Here is a 17,179-nt window from a genome sequence, read left to right as displayed (position 1 = left end):
TGAATCCTGATGGTTCCGGTGTTTCCGCCAGTTCCGGGCGTTTCGATAACCACGCCCTCAGGCCGTGGAAGAAGGGCCCGCCCGCCGCAGCCGCGCGAGCAGCGCATTGACCTTCGCGCCCAGCGCGTCGCCCGTGCCGCCCTTGGGCGAACCGCCGCCCGCCTTGTGCGGCACGCCGCGCTTCATCCAGAGGAAGAGGCCTGCGGCGCCGATCACCAGCACCAGCACGGCGCCCACAATGACGGGCAGCGGCGAATGCGATTGCGGCAGCTTCGAGAGTTCGACCGGGTCTGCCGGCACGGCCGTGACGCTCACCGCGTCGTAGGTCAACCCTTCCACGCTGTGCATGACGAGCGTCTTGATCTGCGGGATGAGCGCGCCCGCGTCCGAATCCGGGCGGTACTTGATGAACACCGACGCCGAAGACGGCTTGATCTGCTGCGCGAGCGGATCGTTGTTCGGCAGCACGATCTGCACGCGCGCGACGATCACGCCGTCGATCTTCGAAAGCGTCGACGAAAGTTCCTGCGAGAGGCCGTAGATGAAGCGCACGCGCTCTTCGGTGGGCGTGGACACGAGCCCGTCCTTCTTGAAGAGACTGCCCAGATCGTCGTACTTGCTGTGCGGCAGGCCGCGCGAGCGCAGCACTTCCACGGCGCGCACGATCTGGTTGCTGTCCACGTCGAGCGCCCAGGTCTTGCCGTTGTCGGGCGTCGCCTTCGAGGCGTCCACGCCCTGCTCCAGCAACGCCACCAGCATCTCGTTGACGTCCTGCTCCGTGAGATTGCTGTACAGCTCCTTCTGGCAACCGGCCAGCGCCGCGCAGAGCGCGAGCGTGGCCACGAGCGTGGCGCCGCGCGCGCGGCGCCGCCGGGGTTCCGGCTGCCGGAGGGATCGTGCCGCGTGGCCCGTCGTGGCGTGCATGGCTACTGGTTCTTCATCAACGTTTCGATAGCGGACTTGGACGAGTCCACCACGCCCATCTTCGCTTCCATGTCGAGCTGCGTGCTCGCCATTTCGAGCGTCATCTTCGTCGTAGCGGCCATGATCTCGTTCATCGACATCTGCGGCGCCTGCTGCGAGAACTGCACGACGTCGTTGACCGACTGCTGGATCTCCGCGTCCTGCGCGGCCACGAGCTTCGACACCACGTTGGTGTTCTCGCCGTCCGCGTGCTCGGGCTTCGCCATGCGAGGGTTCTTCATCATCGAACTGAACTTCTCGCCTTGCTGCGCGAGCGACGGGTCGCTCGCCTGCTGGGTGGCCTGCAAGGCGCTTTCCACCTGTTTGGCCGTCACCGATACGCTCATTGCCGCTCTCCTGCGGGAAGGTTGCTTCTACGCCGTTGCAAGTCACGGCATGCGATTGCGTGCGATTACGCGCAACGGCTAGACGTAGAGGCGTGACGCCGTCGCGCGCTCAGGTCCATTCAAGCGCGCAGATAGCCCTGGTAGCCCTGCTGCGCGAGCGGGTCCTGAGGCTGACGCGTGCTCTGCTGAGGGCTCGCCGTGGCGGCGCGCTCTTCCTCTTCGTCGTTGAGCGTGGTGACCGAGAGCGGAATTTCAAGCGGGCCGCCGTTGCGATGCTTGCGCACTGCGTCGAGCAGATCCTCGCGGGCTTCCAGCGCGCGCACGAGCTGTTGCGTGTCGCGGCTCGGGTTGGCCTGCACGGCCTCGGCCGCGCTTTGACGCCAGTTCGGATCGCCCTTCACCGAAAGGCAGAACGCGAGCAGCGCCTTCGCATACGCGAAGTGCGGCGCGTTCTCCACCACGCGCGAAAACACGCGCACGGCGTCGTCCCAGTGGCCGCGGGTCATGTGGATGATGCCCTCGAAGGTGTCGATCTCGGCCACCTTCGGGCGCAGCACGCGCAAGGCGTCCAGCACGAGTTCGATGTCGTACGGGTCCGCCTCCACTTTCGGGAAGTTCGAGAGCAGCGCAGTCGAGACGGTCTCGATCAGCCCACCGACGATGTCCGGACTGCAGTTGAGATAGTTCGGCGAGGTCACGCTCATGTCGAAAGGCTCCTGCACAGGGTGAAAGAAGACCACGATGCGGCGCGACGGGTCGATCCACGACCGCAATGGTTCACGCCCGCCGCAATGGTTCACGCCAACGATACGCAGCGCCGTCCCGCCAGAGCAGCGGCAACGCGAAGCGAGCGCAACGGGTGCGAAGCGGGTACGCCGCGAGGCAACGGGTGGGGCAACGGGTGGGGCAACTGCGGGCCAACTGCGGGCCAACCGGGAAGCGCAAGTCACGACAGGCGGCGGCGAAACGAGCGATGACGGCGGTCTCGCAACCCGCCGTTCGCTACGGAAGCATGGCCCTGAAAAAACGCACCACGTCTGCGTTGAACCAATCGTGGAACGCCGCACGGTCGAACCCAGGCAGGCTGCTGCAGAGTGCAGGCTGCGTCCGCGAAAGGCGCGCGCCGCACGGCGGCAGGAAGTCGTAGTGGCCGGCGTCGGCCACGAGGCGATAGTCGGGTGCGCGAGGCAAACCGTCGCGTACCGGTTCGTCGTAGTACGGATGCGGCTGATGGCGATCGTCGGCGGCGCTCCAGAGCTGAAGCGGGACGCGCACGCCGCTGAGCCCTGCGCGGCCGAAGGCGAAGCCGAACGCAGGCGCTGCAATGACCGCCGCGCGAATGCGCGGATCGTGCACCCACGCCCGTGCCGGCACATTCGCCGCGAAATGAAGATCGACGCCGGCATGGTGCAGCGCTTCACAGAGGTCCTGCCCGGCGTGGGCTTCGCAAAACGGGGCGATAGTAGAAAGGTCCGGCACGCCGCCCGCCGCCACGAGCACCGTGAAGCCGCCGTTGGAAAAGCCGAACGCGCCGATGCGCTTTCCGTCCAGCCGCTCGTGCCCGTGCCACGTGTCGAGCATGTAATCGATCAGGCGGTGTAGCTGTTCAGGACGGCGCCACAGTTGCAGGACGCCGCTCTGGTCATTGACGGTGTCACCGGCGTGACTCACGGCCGCCGCAACGAAACCCGCATGAGCCAGCGCGAGCGCCGTGTCGTAATGGGCGCCATACCAGCCGGCGCCGCCATGCGACAGCACCACCAGCGGCAAATGATCGCCGGCGATGGGCGCATCGGGCGCATCGGGTCCCGCGGCCTGCGTGAGTGCGTCCACGGAATGCGGCGCGGCCGGCCCATCGGCCGGATACCAGATGCCTGCGGTGAGCGGCGGCTCGGCCCCGTTCGGTATCTTGATCTGCTCGAAGCCGACATCGGCGGCGCGTCCCGGCACGGGTACGGCGACGAGCCCGATAAGCACCGCAACAACGGCCAACCCTCTCACGGCGCCCTCCGTCATGGTCATTGCCCGAGCGGGGCAGGTGCGGCGCAGCTGCGAAGCAGGTGCAAGACAGGTGCAAGGCAGTCGCGAAGCAAACCGCCGCGAAACCGCAGTATGGTCCAGCCGACCCTCCGCACGGCCCGCCCCTTCGCTTGCCCGCCAGCCGCTTCGCTTCGCCCGCACCCGCACCGCATGCAGCCGATATCGTCGAACATCGGCGCACAAGGCGTGCGCCTTTTGCGTATCTCGTGACGCATCCGTCACCCGGCAATCAGTCACCCATCAGTCACCCATTACCCGCGGGGCCTTCGCCGCCCGGGGCACCAGGCGATGAGCGAGGAAAAGACCGAGAAACCCACATCGAAGCGGCTACGCGATGCACGCAAGGACGGCCAGGTCTCGAAGAGCACGGACCTGGTCGATGCCGTCGTGATGGTGGCCGTGGCCGGCACGCTGCTGCTTGCCGCGGGCGTCTTCGCGGGTGCGTTTCGCACCATCGTCACGCTCACGCTCGACTTCGTTTCCGGCGACCACTCGCTGCCCGCGCTCGTGGCGCGCCTCTACAAGATTGGCGGCGAGACCTTGCTCGTGGTCGTGCCCTGCGTTGCCGTGGCCGCTGCCGCGGGCGTGGCCGCGCTGATCCCGCAAGTGGGCTTCCAGATCGCGACCAAGCCGGTGGTGCCCAACATCCAGAACGCGAGCCCGATGGCGGGCTTGAAGCGCATCTTCTCGATGCGCACCATCATCGAACTCGTGAAGATGGTCATCAAGGCCGCCATCGTCGGGGCCGTGATGTGGTTCACGATCCGCTGGATGTTCCCGCTCATGGTGGGCTCGCTCTATCAGCCGCTGCCCGAGCTCTCCACCATGCTCTGGAGCCTGCTCGTGAAGCTCTGCCTGATTGCGGCGGCAGTGTTCGTCGTGATCGGCGCCGCGGACGTCAAGCTGCAAAGCTTCATGTTCATGCGGCGCATGCGCATGTCGAAAGACGAAGTGAAGCGCGAGTACAAGCAGCAGGAAGGCGACCCCAAGATCAAGGGCGAGCGCAAGCGGCTCGCACGCGAATTGATGACCGCCGCGGCGCCGCAGCAGCGCGTGACGCTTGCCAACGCGATGATCGTGAACCCCACGCACTACGCGGTGGCAATCCGCTACGCGCCCGACGAGCATCCGCTGCCGCTCGTCATCGCCAAGGGTATGGACGAGCAAGCCGCGCAATTGCGGCGCTTCGCGCAGGACGCCAACGTGCCCATCATCGGCAATCCCCCGGTGGCGCGCGCGCTGTACAAGGTCGCGCTCGACGAGCCGATTCCCGAAGAACTGTTCGAAACGGTGGCCGCGATTCTGCGCTGGGTGGACGCGCTCGCCGTGAAGAAGCCCGAAACAGGCAGCGCGCTGCCGAACTGATCCCACGGAGAAAGCCGCATGTTCAAGTCCCTGAAGCTGCCGGCAGGCGGGGAAATCGGCATCGCGATGCTGGTGGTGGCGATCATCTCGCTCATGATCCTGCCGCTGCCGCCCGAGCTGATCGACGTGCTGCTCGCGGTGAACATCACGATCAGCGTGACGCTGCTGATGATCACCATGTACGTGCCGAGCGTGGTATCGCTCTCGGTGTTCCCCTCGCTGCTGCTTTTCACCACGCTCTACCGGCTCTCGCTCAACATCGCGTCCACGAAGTCGATCCTCTTGCATGCGGACGCGGGCCACATCATCGAAAGCTTCGGCGAACTCGTGGTGGGCGGCAACCTCGTGGTGGGGCTCGTGGTGTTCGTCATCATCACGACGGTGCAGTTCATCGTGATCGCGAAGGGCTCGGAACGCGTGGCCGAAGTGGGCGCGCGGTTCACGCTGGACGCGCTGCCCGGCAAGCAGATGAGCATCGACGCCGACCTGCGCGCGAACATCATCACGCCCGAAGAGGCGCGCAGAAAACGCGCGACGCTCGCCGTGGAAAGCCAGCTGCACGGCGGCATGGACGGCGCCATGAAGTTCGTGAAGGGCGACGCCATTGCGGGGCTCATCATCACGCTCATCAACATCGTGGCCGGCATCGCGGTGGGCGTGGCGTATCACGACATGTCGGCGGGCGAGGCCGCGAACCGGTTCTCGATTCTTTCGGTGGGCGACGCGATGGTTTCGCAGATTCCGTCGCTGCTGCTCTCGGTTGCGGCGGGCATCATGATTACGCGCGTGGCCGACGAGCGCGAGGCGAAGCAGCTTTCGCTCGGCGACGAGATTGGCCGCCAGCTTTCCACGAGCGCCCGCGCGCTCTACTTCGCGAGCCTGCTGCTGGTGGGCTTCGCCGCCGTGCCGGGCTTCCCCACTTCGCTCTTTCTGCTGCTCTCGGGCACGCTCGCGTTCTGCGCGTGGCGGCTCGGCAGGAAGCAGCCCGCGTCCGCCTCGCATGCCACCGAAGCGGTCAACGCCATGCAGCGCGCCGGCTCGAAGGTGGACGTGCCCGCCATTCTGGCGCGCCCGCCGCAGTTCGCCTGCCCGCTCGGCGTGCGCATCGCGCCGGACCTCGTGGCGCGGCTTTCCACCGCGGCGCTCGACAGCTCGTTCGAAGCGGAGCGCAGCAAGCTCCAGGAGTATCTGGGCCTGCCCTTCCCCGGCATCACGATGTGGACGAGCGACGCACTGCCGCCCTCCACCTGCGAGCTGCTGATGCACGACGTGCCGTACTGCTCGTTCGAATTGCCCGCAGGCAAGGTGATGCTGCCGGAGCCGGCGAGGCTGAGAGGAGTGAATGCGGCCAATGGTGCGGGCAATGGCGCGACGGACGGCACAGGCACCGGCCAGGCCACATCGCCGAACGCGCCCACTCCACTCAAAGGCGAACTCACCGCCGCCGACCTCGCCACGCTGCGCGAACGCGCCGAACAACGCCCCGGCCTCGACGGCGGCCCCGGCCCCACCTACTGGATCGAAGAAAAAGCGCTGCCCGCGAAGACCCAGGCCTGGCGCGCGGAGCAGGTCATCGCGCATGCGTCGGTCGCGATGCTGCGCCGCCACGCGTCGCTCTTCCTCGGCATTCAGGAAGTGCAGTGGATTCTCGACCAGCAGAACACCGACTACCCGGGCCTCGTCGCCGAGGTGCAGAAGGTGCTGCCGCCGCAGCGCATTGCCGACGTGCTGCGCCGCCTGCTCGAAGAACAGGTGCCTATCCGCAACATTCGCAACATCCTGGAAAGCCTCATCGTGTGGGGCGCGAAAGAGAAAGACATGCTGATGCTCACGGAGTACGTGCGCGGCGACCTCGCGCGCTTTCTCGCGCATCGCGCGGCAGGCGGTGCGCGGCAGCTGCCGGCCGTGCTGTTCGACCTGCCCGTGGAGCAGCACATCCGCCAGGCCATCAAGCAGACGCCCACCGGCAACTTCCTCGCGCTGCCGCCCGACGAGGCCAACTACCTCATCGACAAGATCCAGTCGTTCGTGGGCCAGGTGCCGCGCGAAGGCGTGGCGCTCGTCACGTCGATGGACATTCGCCGCTACGTGCGCCGGATGATCGAGGCACGGCTCAACTGGCTTTCGGTGTACTCGTACCAGGAGCTGGGTGAGCACGTCGAGCTGCAACCGCTCGGCCGCGTCACGATCTGAGCGCGCATTCAATCGCGCCCACCACGCTCATGGCCCACATCGAGTCCCGACCGCTGCGCATCATTCCGGGCGACGCCGAACCGCAGCCGCTCCCTGACGAAGCCCGCGCGAAACGCTTCGACTACGCCGCGCTCGCGCGCCGCGTGCGCGCGCGAAGACCGCCGGGCCGGGATGCGGGCGCGTCGGGCGACACGAGCGCATCAGAAGACCACGACACGCCCGCGCACAACCGGCTCAAGCACGACGACACGCCGGACGACGCAGCAGCCAACACAAGCGAAACGCACGGCGGCAGCCCAGGCGCGCCGCTCGCCGGCCACAGCAACGCCGCGCCGCCCACGAGCGACGACCTGCTGCCCGAGCGGCTCGCGCACGTCACGCTGCCCATCGTCGATTCGATGTTCCGCACGCAGAGCCATTTCCTCGAACTGGCCACGTCGCTTGCCACCGAAGTGGCCGCCTTCGCGAGCGACCAGGCCATTGGCGATGCGGGCAACTGGGAAGTGCAGATGCCGCTCGACCGCGCCATCCTGCCCGACACCACGCTGTATCTTTCGCTTTCGCGTTTCAGGCTTTCGCTTCGGTTCGATACGCCGGACGCCGATACGAAGCAGCTACTGTTGCACCACAGTGCGCTGCTCGAGCGCGAACTGGACCAGTTGCTGCGCGCGTGGGGCACGCCGCGCGACATCGAGCTTTCGGTCTGGTGAGCGTCACGGCTTCCCTTCTTACCCGTCTCAGTGGTTTCACCCGCTGGGCAGCGGCGCAACCCTCAACGCTCGACGAACGCGCCCGCCTTGCGGGGCCACACTGCATGGGCCATCTGACTGCTGAAATGCCGGCCGGCGAGCCCCACCTGGAGGCAACGCCGCGCACCGCGTACGAGACCGGGCATCCGGCCCGCGCGCGTCATGCGGCGAACCTGCCTGAGAACGTGCCCGACCTGGGGCGCAGCGCAGCGGCAGGCGACGGCACGCAACGCCTGCCGTTGCGCGCCGTCGCCCACCTGGCCGCGCGTGCGTCGCGCGTGCTCTGCGATGCACGCACGCCGGTCGTGCTGGGTCATGGGCTGAGCATCGTGGACTGGCAGGCGTCGGTGGAAGGCATCGCGCCGCGCGATCTGTCCGCGCAGGCGTTGGCCGCGTCGTTCGAGATGCCCGGCGTGCTCGAACTCGCGCACGCCGCCGGCCCCCTGCACGTAGCATTCGACCTCGCCGCGCATCCCGCGCTGGCCATCGCCGCGTCGCCTGCGCGTGGGGCCACGTCCGCATCCGCCGACAGCGACCGCGCGTTGCGCGCCGCGATTCTCGGCGTGCTGCTCGAGCCGCTGTTCCAGCGCATTGCCGCGTTAGGCCTCGGCGATCTGCACGTCGTGCGGCTCACACGCGGCCTGCTCGCAAGCGATGCGCAGGCTGCATCGGTGGCGTTGGCCTTCACGCTCGACGGCCGCCGCGTCGCCGCGCAAATCGCGCTCACCCCGGCACTGCTCGCCGTGCTCGAAGAGGCGCACGCCACGCAGATGTCCGCGCTCGCGCGCCGTGGCTTGCCGGCGCTGCTGGACGTTGGCCAGAACGCCGACAAGAACGCGAGCCTTGCGCCCGATGCCGCTGCGGCACTGCGCGCAAGGCTCGGCGAGTTGCGCGTGCCCGGCCGGCTCGTGCTGGGCGCACGCCGTCTTTCCATCGAAACGCTGCGGGCGCTCGCGCCCGGCGACGTGCTGCTGCGCACGTTCACGGCGAGCCTTGCGCCGCTGCTGGCCGCGGCCGCGCGCGCGGCACGAAACGCGGCGACGGCGGACGGCTCCCACGCCGAACCCGGCCAGCACGCCCCGAACTCAGCGCACGCAGCACAGGCCGCATTCACGGACCCGAACGGGCCCGCCAGCCACGACAGCCACACCAGCCACGCCGGCCCGGGCGCGCCTCACCCCGCCGGCACTGCCCTCGCGATCGCCGCCTGGGGCACGCCTGGCCTCATCCGTCTGCACGCGCCCGCGCAATTCGACGGGCACACGCTAGTCATCACGAAGGAGCCGACCATGTCCGACGAACTGGACCCCGTGCGCGCCGACGACGCGCTCGCCGACGATCAAGCGCAGAACCCGATCGAAATCGGCGAGCTGGATCTGCCGGTCCAGTTCGAAGTGGATACGGTCGCGCTGCCGCTTTCGCAGCTCTGCGCGCTGCGGCCCGGCTACGTGCTCGAACTTCCGACGCCCGTGGCCGACGCGCAGTTGAAGCTCGTCACGCACGGCCAGACCATCGGCTACGGCGAACTCGTCACGGTGGGCGAACACCTCGGCATCCGGATTCTGCGCATGGCGCACGGCGATGGTCCAGTTCAGTGACATCACCGGGCTGCTGCTCGTCGTCGTTGCGATCAGCCTGTTGCCTTTCGTCGCGATGGTGGTCACCTCCTACGCCAAGATCGTGGTCGTGCTGGGCCTCCTGCGCAACGCGCTGGGCGTGCAGCAGGTGCCGCCCAACATGGTGCTCAACGGCATCGCGATACTCGTGTCGCTTTACGTGATGGCGCCGGTGGGCATGCAGGCCGCGCACACGCTGGAAGGCCAGCAGATTTCGGGGCAGCCTTCGCAGGCGCTGATCCAGGCGTTCGGCGCGGCGCGCGAGCCGTTTCGCAGCTTCCTGCAAAAGCATGCGAACGAACGCGAGAAGCGGTTTTTCATCCGCTCCGCGAACGTGGTGTGGCCCAAAGACGCCGCCAGCAGCCTGCACGAAAACGACCTGATCGTGCTTGCGCCCGCGTTCACGCTGAGCGAGCTCACGGACGCGTTCAAGATCGGCTTTCTGCTCTACATCGCGTTCATCGTGGTGGACCTCATCATCGCCAACGTGCTGCTCGCGATGGGCTTGAACCAGGTGCAGCCCACCAACGTCGCCATTCCGTTCAAGCTGCTGCTCTTCGTGGTGATGGACGGATGGTCCACGCTCATTCACGGCCTCGTGCTCACCTACAAGTAGCGGGACAAGCGGGAAAAAGCTCATGGACGTCGATACGCTCGTTCGCTTCACTACGCAGGGCATGCTGCTGTGCATGTACGTGTCGCTGCCCATCGTGATCGTGGCCGCGGTGGTGGGCCTTGGCGTGTCGTTCCTGCAGGCCATCACGTCGATGCAGGACCAGACGCTCTCGCACGGCGTGAAGCTCGTCGCGGTGACGGTCGCGATCGTGATTGCCGCGCCGTTTTCGGCGGCCGCCATCCTGCACTTCGCCAACGAGATCATGCAGACGGCGGTGCCGCAATGACCCGCATCGGCGGACCACCGCAGACGCCGCAACCGGCGCAGACGTCGTCGATCAACCAGGCGCAGACGAACGCCACGCCGAGCTCGAACGACAGCAGTGCGGCACGCTTCGCGGTGCAGTATCGCGACACGACCTTCGGCTACCAGGCCCAGCCGCAAGGCCCCACGCGCAGCCAGCTGCGTGCGCGCAAACTCGCGGATTCGCTCGCGCGCAAACGCCGCGCGGAGCGCAGGACGCGCCGCAACGTGAGCGGCGGTTCCGACGACATCGACGACGGCGGCCACGCGCCCGAAGAACACCGCCGCGTGACGCGCGACGGCGGCGGAGGGGGCAGCGGAAGCGGCCAGCAACATCATGGCGACGGCGATGGTCATGGCGAAGCGGCAACGGATCTGCCCGCCGTGAAGAGCCGCCCGGGCGCCACGGTGCCGCCGCTCGCGCAAGGCGCGCTGCAAGGCATCGCGGCCGCGGCGCCGAACGAGCGCGCGCGCGAGAACGCGGTACTCGATGCCTTCAGCGATACGTTGCTCGATTTGCGTCAGCGCATGAGCGCGAACCCTCAGGCGCCGCTCGATGCGCGCATTCACGAAGCTATGCTCGATCTGCTCGCCGTGCAGCGCGCCTACGGCCCGTTCTCGCCGGCCACGCTGGGGGCGGCGCGGCAGCGGTTGATCGAGGCGAGCGAGCGGCGGCCAGGCGGCGGGCGAACGGCTGGCGCCGTTGCGTCGATGGGCGCGAGTTCGCCTCGGACGGGCGTGGCCGCGCACGCCGCTTTGAGCACGGCCGCTTTGAGCACGGCATTACGCGCGGCGCCGGGCGCCTTGCCGGCGAGCGGCGCGGCGCTTGATTCGTCGGTTCGTGGCCCCGGTATTGGCCCTGCTGTTGGCCCCGGTATTGGCCCCGGTATTAGCCCCGCTGCTAGCCCGGCCATTAGCTCCCCAGCCAGCCCGCCTTCCGCCGAGCTTCCGGCATCCGCCAATGGCGATGCTGCGCAAACGCTGCTCGCCGACCGCGTCGGCCGCTTCAATCTGCTGCTCGGGCTGCTGATTTTCAGCGCATCGCGGCCCACCACTTCCACGCGCCTCGCCCATCAGACCGACACGCTACAGGTGCTGCGCGGCGGCATGCTCGCGCTTCGGCGGGGGTGAGTACATCCGGGCATACCTGAGCGCAAACGAGCGCAAACGAGCGCAAACGAGCGCCACCGAGCCGAGCGTGGGTCGCGCGCCGTCGCCCGCGCCACGGCGCATGAAAAGCGGCGCATGCCCAATCGATTCGCCTCGCCGCTGAGCGCTTCGCATCGCGGGCCGGCGCGCCATATCAGGCGGCTAGAGTAGCGTCAGACGCGTGCGCCACCGTGCACGCATTTGCCTCACGCTTACAGGGTCGGGTCCGTCCACACGATGAAACTGCTGCGTATCCTGACGGGTGTTCATGCAGGCGCCGAGCTGCGTCTGAGTCCGGGCACGCACCGCATCGGCCCGGACGACGACGCCGACATCCGCATCTCCGACTGGCGCGGCGCCGACGTGCTGCTCGCCGTCGACGCGGACGGCGTGGTGAGCGCGCGGCGCGTCGTGGCCGAGACGGCGGATGCGGCGGAAGCGGTCGAGGCGGAAGGCGGTGCGGCCGGCGCGAGCGCCGGTGAAACCGGCAGGTTCGAAACCGGCGGCACGCGTGGCGCGAACCCGGCGTCAAACCTGGCCGCAGACCCGGCGACTGGCGTCACGCTCGCCGACGCCAGCAGCCCCATCGACCCGGGCACCGTGTTGCTCGTCGACTTCGTGCCCATGCAGTTCGGCGAGACCGTGCTGTGCGTAGGCTGGTCCGATGCGGCCTGGCCAAGCGACCTCGATCTGCTCTCCACGCTGCTCATCAAGCCCAGCGAGGAACGCCGCGAGGCGGAACGCTCGCGCCGCCGCAAGATTGCGGGCATCGCGCTCGCCTGCGCGATGCTGGGCGCCGTGATCGTGATCGGCTCCGTGCTGATGACCACGATGGTGAGCCGCGCCGCGCTGCCTCACGACGCGGGCGGCCTCGCGCAGCGCGTCAACGACACGCTCGCCGCCGCGCACCAGAACGAGTTGCGCGCGCACGCCGAGGGCAACACGGTGCTCGTCACCGGCATGGTGGCGACGCCCGAGGACGACGTCGCGGTACGCCGCCTGCTTTCGCGCTTTTCGCAGACGTCGATCTATCGACGCTACGACGTGGCGCAGAACGACGTGCACAGCATCGAAGATTCGCTCGGCGTACGCGGCGCCCGCGTCGCGTACGCGGGCAACGGTGCGTTCGACGTGACAGGCAGCGTGTCGAATCCAGCCGATCTCGACGCCGCCATCGCGCGCGTGCGCCACGATCTGAGCGAGAACGTGCGCGCCATTCGCAGCCACGTGACGCAGTCCACGGAGAACCAGCCGCTGCCGCCGTCGTTTTCGATGCTGATGACCTCGGACACGGTGCGCTACGCGGAAACGCCGGATGGCGTGAAGCACATCTATGCCCAGCCCGATCCGCCGGATGCTGCCTCGGACACGGCAGCCGCCAGTGCAGACGGCGCCGGCGGCGCCCCGGGCGCGGCCGCGGCGCAGGCGAACAGCGCGAGCGGCGTGCCGCCCACCGTGACCACCGGCGCGGCGACGGGCGTGATGGAACCGGCGCCGGGGCCGGGCGCGGCTTCAGGGATTGCTTCCGGGGCCGCAGCAGCAGGCTCCGGAGCCGCCGCCGCATCGAATACCACATCGAATACCACATCGAATACCGCTCCGAATGCCGCTTCGCATGCGGCATTGAGCGCCGCCTCGAACAGCGCTTCGAGCACCGCCGCTGCAAGCCGCCCCACCCCGCATACCCCGTAGGAGAGACGACATGTACGAACCCCTGCAAGCCTGCGCCGCCGACTTCAACGATCTGCAGAAGACGCTGGCCGATCCGAACGGCGGCCCGCGCATCGCGGCGATTCGCACGGCGCTGGATGCCACCGCGAAGAACATCAGCGAAACGGTGGGCGCCACGGCGACCGACCGCGACAACCTCGGCAAGCTCTATCGCGGCATGCTGGCGGCGAGCCGCATCGTCGCGCACCTGCAGGAAAAACGCGGCGCTGCGTAAGACACACGCGGCGCAGCTACCGGCACACCGCGGGCGCAACACGGCACGCGGCGCCGGGCACGAGGCTTTTCCGGCACAGCAGCACGGCTGCGCTGCTGCCGCCGTGCCGGAAGGCAATCTTGTCACTTCAACGAGGAGTAACGTTATGGCTCAAATGCTCACCGGCGCTCTCAGCAGCGCCTCCACGATGGGCGAGATGCAAGGCATCACCGACCAGATGAACCAGATGACGCTCGCATCGGCGCAAATGCAGCTGCAACAGTCCATGGCGTCGTCGCTCGCGAACGTCACGAAGAGCGGCGCAAGCAACGTGAAGGACGCGTCGCGCGCAGGCTGACGGACGGCCTGGCCACCCCAGCTTCGCAAACTGCATCACCGGCCGGTACGCGCCGCCGCTCGCGACGCACGCCGGCCGCTCTTCGTTTCCGCTTCGCCTCTTTCGGCCGCCTGTGAACCTGAATCCATCGGAGCGCTACGCGCAACTTGTCGAGGACCTGTGCCGCACCGTCGGACTCGCCGATGCGGCCCACGTGCTGCGCACGCGGTCCATCGAAGTGGAAGGCTTCGACGTGCGCCTCGAACACTTCGAGAACGACCTCGAAGCGCTCTACGCGAATTTTCACTACGGCGCGGTCACGGCGGGGCGCACGCTCACGGTGTTCCGCCTGATGCTCGAAGCGAACCTGCTGATCTACGCGCAGGACCAGGCGCAGCTCGGGCTCGACACCGACACGGGCGGCATCGTGCTCGTGCTGCGCGTGCCGATGACGCCGGACGTGGACGGCGCCGTACTCGCCGATCTGCTCGCGCACTATGCGGAGCACGGACGCTACTGGCGCCAGAACATCATCGAATCGACGGACGAGATGTTCGAGGGCGTGGTGGCGGGCGAATATATGTGGCTGAGGGCGTGACGGTTCTTAGGCGCGCCGTGGCGCCGGCGCTTATGTCGCCTGCTTATGTTGCCCGCTTATGTCGCCGGCTTACGTTGCCCGCTTATGCCGCCTCTCAGGCGATCTCCTGTGCGGCTTCTTCTGCATCGTCGTACGCAGCCTCTTGCGCAGCCCCCTTTTACGCCGCCTTTGACGCCTCCACGACCATCTCCACCCCCTTCTCGATGATCTTCGAGAGAGCCTGCGTGCAGTGCTCGCTCAGTTGACGGCGCGCCTCCGCGAGCTTGTGCAGCGCCGCCATCTCGTGCAGTCCCGCAGGCTGCTCCGTCTTGCCCGCGGCCTGAGCGCCGTCGGCCGTGGGCGTGTCTTCGTGCGGCGGCGTCAGCACCTCTTCGAGCGGCGGCGGCGGTTCGTGGGTGCTCGAATGCGTGCTGTCGGTCACGGGCTTCGCCACGCTGCCCTTGGGCCGCAGCGCGAGCGCGGCGCGCTTCGCCTGTGCATCGTCAAGGCCGCGTTTGCGCAGCGAGGGCGCGGCGCCGATAGCCGTCACGTCCGAGGCCCCCGCCGCGAAAGTAGCCTTCCGGTGCTTGCCGTGCGTCGCGCCCGTCGAGTCCAGTCCTGCCAGCTGCGCGCCAGGCACGGCCTGCGCGGAGGGCGGCAGCACCGTGCCCGTGAGCGTGCCCGGCTGCTTCGAACTCGCCGGCTCGGGTTTCGCGGGGCCCGGCGTGATCGGGATGGAGCCTGGCAAGGACGTGGAGACGCCGTCGAGTTTCGTCATCGGATGGAACCTCGTTCGTTCTGGGCGGATCGGGCCGCGCTCGCGCACGACCCGGCACAGCAGACAGATAACGCAAGCCGCCCATTCGCACGCACCGGTTCACGAAGCACTCGACCGCAGGACGAACCGCGTGAACGCGCGGCAGCACGCCCCTTGCGCTTCGTCCCCCACCGCCTGCGTTCGCACCACGGCGTGGCACGCGGCGCAGCGAGGGACATAATCGACTGCCCCATCCGGTGGAGTTCACGATGCTGCAGTTCCGTCCGCCCGAGCGGTTCGAGACCGACACGCTGCTGCTGCGCGCGCCCGAAAGCCGCGACGCGCAGGCGCTGTTCGAAGAAATGCTCGGCGACGAGGAAACCACGCGCTACATGCGCATGCCGCGCCATCGCACGCGCGAGGAGACGCTCGCCTACATCGAGGCCGTGCGCGCCGACTGGGAAAGCGGCAGCGCGTTCCGCTGGGTGATGGAGTACAAGGAAACCGGGCTGCTTGCCGGCGAGATCCAGATGCAGGCGACGCTGCCGCGCGTCGAAGTGGGCTTCATGATCAGCCGGCCAGGGCCGGCACGCCGGCGGCGCGCGTCGCTCGACGCGCTTCGCCGGCTGCTTCACTGGACCATTGCCCAGCCGAGCGTGTTGCGCATCTTCGCGTACTGCGCCGTGGACGGCAAAGCACACAGCGGGATGGAGCGGCTCGGCTTCACGCTCGAAGGCCGGCTCGTGAATCACGAGTGCCGGCCGAACCTCGGCCTCGCCGCCGGCGACAGCTACCTCTACGCGATGACGCGCCCCGTCGCTGCGCCGCCGCAAGCCGATGCGGCCACGGACTGGCTCGCGCGAAGCATCGACTGGGAGCCGGCCTGAGCGATACCTCGCGCGGGCAGCGGACAAAACGGCGTGTACGAGATGGCGCAGTGCAACGACGCGCGCCATGCGCGGCGCATCGCTGCAACGCGCTTCGCCGTGTGGGCGTTCTTGCCCATCCGCCTGCAACGCAATAAGCTTGCGGCATTTTGATCGAACCCGGACGTCTCAAGACGGCGGCCGGCGCATAAAGGCGCAACCCGGCGCGTTACCCCACACGCGCTGCGCGAGCCCCGGCACGACCCGGGCCGCCCTTCACGATGGAGAGCCACGATGTCGTTACCACGACCTACGGGGCCGGTCTTTGCATTCAACCGTTACCGGCTGTCGCCGCACCCTCCCCGCCTCACCGCCGACGGCGTGCCCGTCGAGATCGGCGCCCGCGCGCTCGAACTGCTGTGCGCGCTCGTGGAAGCCGAGGGCCGGCCGGTATCGCTTGCGCGGCTCGGCGAGCGCGGCTGGCCCTCGGATTCCGCACGCGCAGGCGTGGACAACAACACCGTGCAGGCCCAGGTGTCCGCGCTGCGCCGCGCACTGGGTGCCGACCGCGATCTCGTCGTGACCGTGCCCGGCTTCGGCTACCGGCTCGCCGCGCCGGTCCGAACGATCGAAACCGATGCGGCGCAAGACGATGCGGTAGCGCATGGCGCGCAGCAGCCGCTGCGCGCCGGCGAAGCAACGTCTTTGGCGGAACCCGCGCATGCGCTGCGCGTGCCCACGCGTCTCACGCCGTTCGTGGGCCGCCACGCGGAACTCTCCGAATTGCTCGGCCTCGTGCCCGCTACGCGCATCGTCACGCTGGCGGGTGCGCCCGGTATCGGCAAAACGCGGCTCGCGCGCGAGGTGGCGCGCCGGCTCGGGGCGCACTTCCCCGACGGCGTGCTCTCCGTCACGTTGCCGCGCGACGCGCAGGGCGAAGGCCTGGCCGAAACCGTGGCGCTCGCGATAGGCATTGCGCCCGAGCCCGGCATTGCGCCCGAGCCCGGCATTGCCGCATTCGAACGGCTCGTCGCGGCGCTCGCCACGCGGCGCCTCCTGCTGATCGTGGATTGCAGCGAGCAGTTGAGCGAGCCGGCCGGCTGGCTCGTGGATACGATCGTGGCCGCGACGTCGGTGCACGTCATTGCGACGAGCCTTGCCCCGCTCTTTCTCGCCGGCGAGCAGGTCGTGCCGCTCGGTCCGCTGCGCACGCCGGAACGCCTCGACGTGGGGCCCGTCGATGCGCCCGAGTTCGACGCCCTGCGCCTGCTGTTCGCACGAATCGCCACGCTGCCCGGCACGCCCTTCGCAGCGCACCCCGCCGACACGCGCCGCAGCCGCAGCGCAATGAGCGCCCTCGCGCTCTTCGACGCGGGA

The 17,179-nt window shown here is 68.4% G+C and carries 18 protein-coding genes; 13 read left to right on the top strand and 5 right to left on the bottom strand.

Annotated features, from left to right (window positions below; translation table 11 throughout):
• Nucleotides 1–57: 57 nt before the first annotated feature.
• The 4 genes from sctJ to PXJ20_RS29595 form a co-directional block, all read right to left on the bottom strand.
• Nucleotides 58–924: a type III secretion system inner membrane ring lipoprotein SctJ gene (gene sctJ / locus PXJ20_RS29610; RefSeq protein ID WP_421032231.1), complete on the bottom strand. Its 867-nt coding sequence runs from the start codon at nucleotides 922–924 to the stop codon at nucleotides 58–60.
• 2 nt (nucleotides 925–926) lie between these two features.
• Complete coding sequence (locus PXJ20_RS29605; protein WP_017775663.1) at nucleotides 927–1,310, bottom strand: type III secretion protein HrpB2; 384 nt, start codon at nucleotides 1,308–1,310, stop codon at nucleotides 927–929.
• A 119-nt stretch (nucleotides 1,311–1,429) separates the two neighbouring features.
• Nucleotides 1,430–2,014, bottom strand: coding sequence for an HrpB1 family type III secretion system apparatus protein (locus tag PXJ20_RS29600; protein WP_026121634.1), 585 nt, complete (start codon nucleotides 2,012–2,014; stop codon nucleotides 1,430–1,432).
• Nucleotides 2,015–2,312: 298 nt separating this feature from the next.
• Entirely contained in the window at nucleotides 2,313–3,311 is a 999-nt protein-coding gene (locus PXJ20_RS29595; RefSeq protein WP_421032230.1) for an alpha/beta hydrolase family protein, read from the bottom strand.
• Between the two features lie 327 nt (nucleotides 3,312–3,638).
• On the opposite strand from PXJ20_RS29595, the gene sctU reads away from it, so the two are divergent.
• The 11 genes from sctU (at nucleotide 3,639) to PXJ20_RS29540 (ending at nucleotide 14,200) form a co-directional block, all read left to right on the top strand.
• On the top strand, nucleotides 3,639–4,715 hold the full coding sequence (gene sctU / locus PXJ20_RS29590; protein WP_017775660.1) for a type III secretion system export apparatus subunit SctU: 1,077 nt from the start codon (nucleotides 3,639–3,641) through the stop codon (nucleotides 4,713–4,715).
• A gap of 18 nt (nucleotides 4,716–4,733) precedes the next feature.
• Entirely contained in the window at nucleotides 4,734–6,908 is a 2,175-nt protein-coding gene (locus PXJ20_RS29585; RefSeq protein ID WP_421032229.1) for an FHIPEP family type III secretion protein, read from the top strand.
• Nucleotides 6,909–6,937: 29 nt separating this feature from the next.
• Nucleotides 6,938–7,618 carry a type III secretion system protein SctP gene (sctP, locus tag PXJ20_RS29580; RefSeq protein ID WP_421032228.1) on the top strand — a complete coding sequence of 227 codons (681 nt, stop codon included), beginning with the start codon at nucleotides 6,938–6,940 and terminating at the stop codon, nucleotides 7,616–7,618.
• Between the two features lie 104 nt (nucleotides 7,619–7,722).
• Entirely contained in the window at nucleotides 7,723–9,255 is a 1,533-nt protein-coding gene (gene sctQ / locus PXJ20_RS29575; protein WP_421032227.1) for a type III secretion system cytoplasmic ring protein SctQ, read from the top strand.
• Nucleotides 9,239–9,889, top strand: a complete 651-nt coding sequence (gene sctR, locus PXJ20_RS29570) for a type III secretion system export apparatus subunit SctR (RefSeq protein ID WP_199541819.1) — start codon at nucleotides 9,239–9,241, stop codon at nucleotides 9,887–9,889. Before sctQ ends, sctR begins: the two co-directional genes overlap by 17 nt.
• A gap of 22 nt (nucleotides 9,890–9,911) precedes the next feature.
• Nucleotides 9,912–10,175 (top strand): type III secretion system export apparatus subunit SctS, encoded by a 264-nt coding sequence (gene sctS / locus PXJ20_RS29565; protein WP_017775655.1) that lies wholly within the window; start codon nucleotides 9,912–9,914, stop codon nucleotides 10,173–10,175.
• Complete coding sequence (locus PXJ20_RS29560; protein WP_421032226.1) at nucleotides 10,172–11,323, top strand: hypothetical protein; 1,152 nt, start codon at nucleotides 10,172–10,174, stop codon at nucleotides 11,321–11,323. Before sctS ends, PXJ20_RS29560 begins: the two co-directional genes overlap by 4 nt.
• A gap of 255 nt (nucleotides 11,324–11,578) precedes the next feature.
• The gene (locus PXJ20_RS29555; RefSeq protein ID WP_421032225.1) at nucleotides 11,579–13,033 is read left to right on the top strand and encodes a secretion protein; all 1,455 of its coding nucleotides are present in this window, start codon (nucleotides 11,579–11,581) and stop codon (nucleotides 13,031–13,033) included.
• 10 nt (nucleotides 13,034–13,043) lie between these two features.
• On the top strand, nucleotides 13,044–13,286 hold the full coding sequence (locus tag PXJ20_RS29550) for a hypothetical protein (RefSeq protein ID WP_017775652.1): 243 nt from the start codon (nucleotides 13,044–13,046) through the stop codon (nucleotides 13,284–13,286).
• Nucleotides 13,287–13,431: 145 nt separating this feature from the next.
• Entirely contained in the window at nucleotides 13,432–13,623 is a 192-nt protein-coding gene (locus PXJ20_RS29545) for a hypothetical protein (RefSeq protein WP_413214958.1), read from the top strand.
• A 112-nt stretch (nucleotides 13,624–13,735) separates the two neighbouring features.
• Nucleotides 13,736–14,200: a CesT family type III secretion system chaperone gene (locus tag PXJ20_RS29540; protein WP_017775650.1), complete on the top strand. Its 465-nt coding sequence runs from the start codon at nucleotides 13,736–13,738 to the stop codon at nucleotides 14,198–14,200.
• A gap of 157 nt (nucleotides 14,201–14,357) precedes the next feature.
• Here the strand turns inward: PXJ20_RS29540 and PXJ20_RS29535 are convergent, their stop codons facing one another.
• On the bottom strand, nucleotides 14,358–14,957 hold the full coding sequence (locus PXJ20_RS29535) for a hypothetical protein (protein ID WP_421032224.1): 600 nt from the start codon (nucleotides 14,955–14,957) through the stop codon (nucleotides 14,358–14,360).
• Nucleotides 14,958–15,205: 248 nt separating this feature from the next.
• Between PXJ20_RS29535 and PXJ20_RS29530 the strand changes: the two genes are divergently transcribed.
• Both PXJ20_RS29530 and PXJ20_RS29525 read left to right on the top strand, forming a co-directional pair.
• Complete coding sequence (locus PXJ20_RS29530; protein WP_421032223.1) at nucleotides 15,206–15,823, top strand: GNAT family N-acetyltransferase; 618 nt, start codon at nucleotides 15,206–15,208, stop codon at nucleotides 15,821–15,823.
• A 273-nt stretch (nucleotides 15,824–16,096) separates the two neighbouring features.
• Nucleotides 16,097–17,179, top strand: a 1,083-nt coding sequence (locus PXJ20_RS29525; RefSeq protein ID WP_421057463.1) for a winged helix-turn-helix domain-containing protein, incomplete at its 3' end; no start/stop codon positions are given.

The organism is Paraburkholderia sp. A1RI_3L, from assembly GCF_048957895.1.
Taxonomy (GTDB): Bacteria; Pseudomonadota; Gammaproteobacteria; order Burkholderiales; family Burkholderiaceae; genus Paraburkholderia; species Paraburkholderia kururiensis.
This window is presented reverse-complemented; position numbering and strand designations above follow the sequence as displayed.

Bases quoted from the DNA above. Each gene is read 5' to 3' on its own strand.
- sctS (WP_017775655.1), top strand. From the start codon at position 9,912: ATGGACGTCGATACGCTCGTTCGCTTCACTACGCAGGGCATGCTGCTG.
- sctQ (WP_421032227.1), top strand. From the start codon at position 7,723: ATGGGCCATCTGACTGCTGAAATGCCGGCCGGCGAGCCCCACCTGGAG.
- sctJ (WP_421032231.1), bottom strand. From the start codon at position 924: ATGCACGCCACGACGGGCCACGCGGCACGATCCCTCCGGCAGCCGGAA.
- PXJ20_RS29555 (WP_421032225.1), top strand. From the start codon at position 11,579: ATGAAACTGCTGCGTATCCTGACGGGTGTTCATGCAGGCGCCGAGCTG.
- PXJ20_RS29535 (WP_421032224.1), bottom strand. From the start codon at position 14,957: ATGACGAAACTCGACGGCGTCTCCACGTCCTTGCCAGGCTCCATCCCG.
- PXJ20_RS29585 (WP_421032229.1), top strand. From the start codon at position 4,734: ATGTTCAAGTCCCTGAAGCTGCCGGCAGGCGGGGAAATCGGCATCGCG.
- PXJ20_RS29550 (WP_017775652.1), top strand. From the start codon at position 13,044: ATGTACGAACCCCTGCAAGCCTGCGCCGCCGACTTCAACGATCTGCAG.
- PXJ20_RS29560 (WP_421032226.1), top strand. From the start codon at position 10,172: ATGACCCGCATCGGCGGACCACCGCAGACGCCGCAACCGGCGCAGACG.
- PXJ20_RS29605 (WP_017775663.1), bottom strand. From the start codon at position 1,310: ATGAGCGTATCGGTGACGGCCAAACAGGTGGAAAGCGCCTTGCAGGCC.
- sctP (WP_421032228.1), top strand. From the start codon at position 6,938: ATGGCCCACATCGAGTCCCGACCGCTGCGCATCATTCCGGGCGACGCC.
- PXJ20_RS29545 (WP_413214958.1), top strand. From the start codon at position 13,432: ATGGCTCAAATGCTCACCGGCGCTCTCAGCAGCGCCTCCACGATGGGC.
- sctU (WP_017775660.1), top strand. From the start codon at position 3,639: ATGAGCGAGGAAAAGACCGAGAAACCCACATCGAAGCGGCTACGCGAT.
- sctR (WP_199541819.1), top strand. From the start codon at position 9,239: ATGGTCCAGTTCAGTGACATCACCGGGCTGCTGCTCGTCGTCGTTGCG.
- PXJ20_RS29600 (WP_026121634.1), bottom strand. From the start codon at position 2,014: ATGAGCGTGACCTCGCCGAACTATCTCAACTGCAGTCCGGACATCGTC.
- PXJ20_RS29530 (WP_421032223.1), top strand. From the start codon at position 15,206: ATGCTGCAGTTCCGTCCGCCCGAGCGGTTCGAGACCGACACGCTGCTG.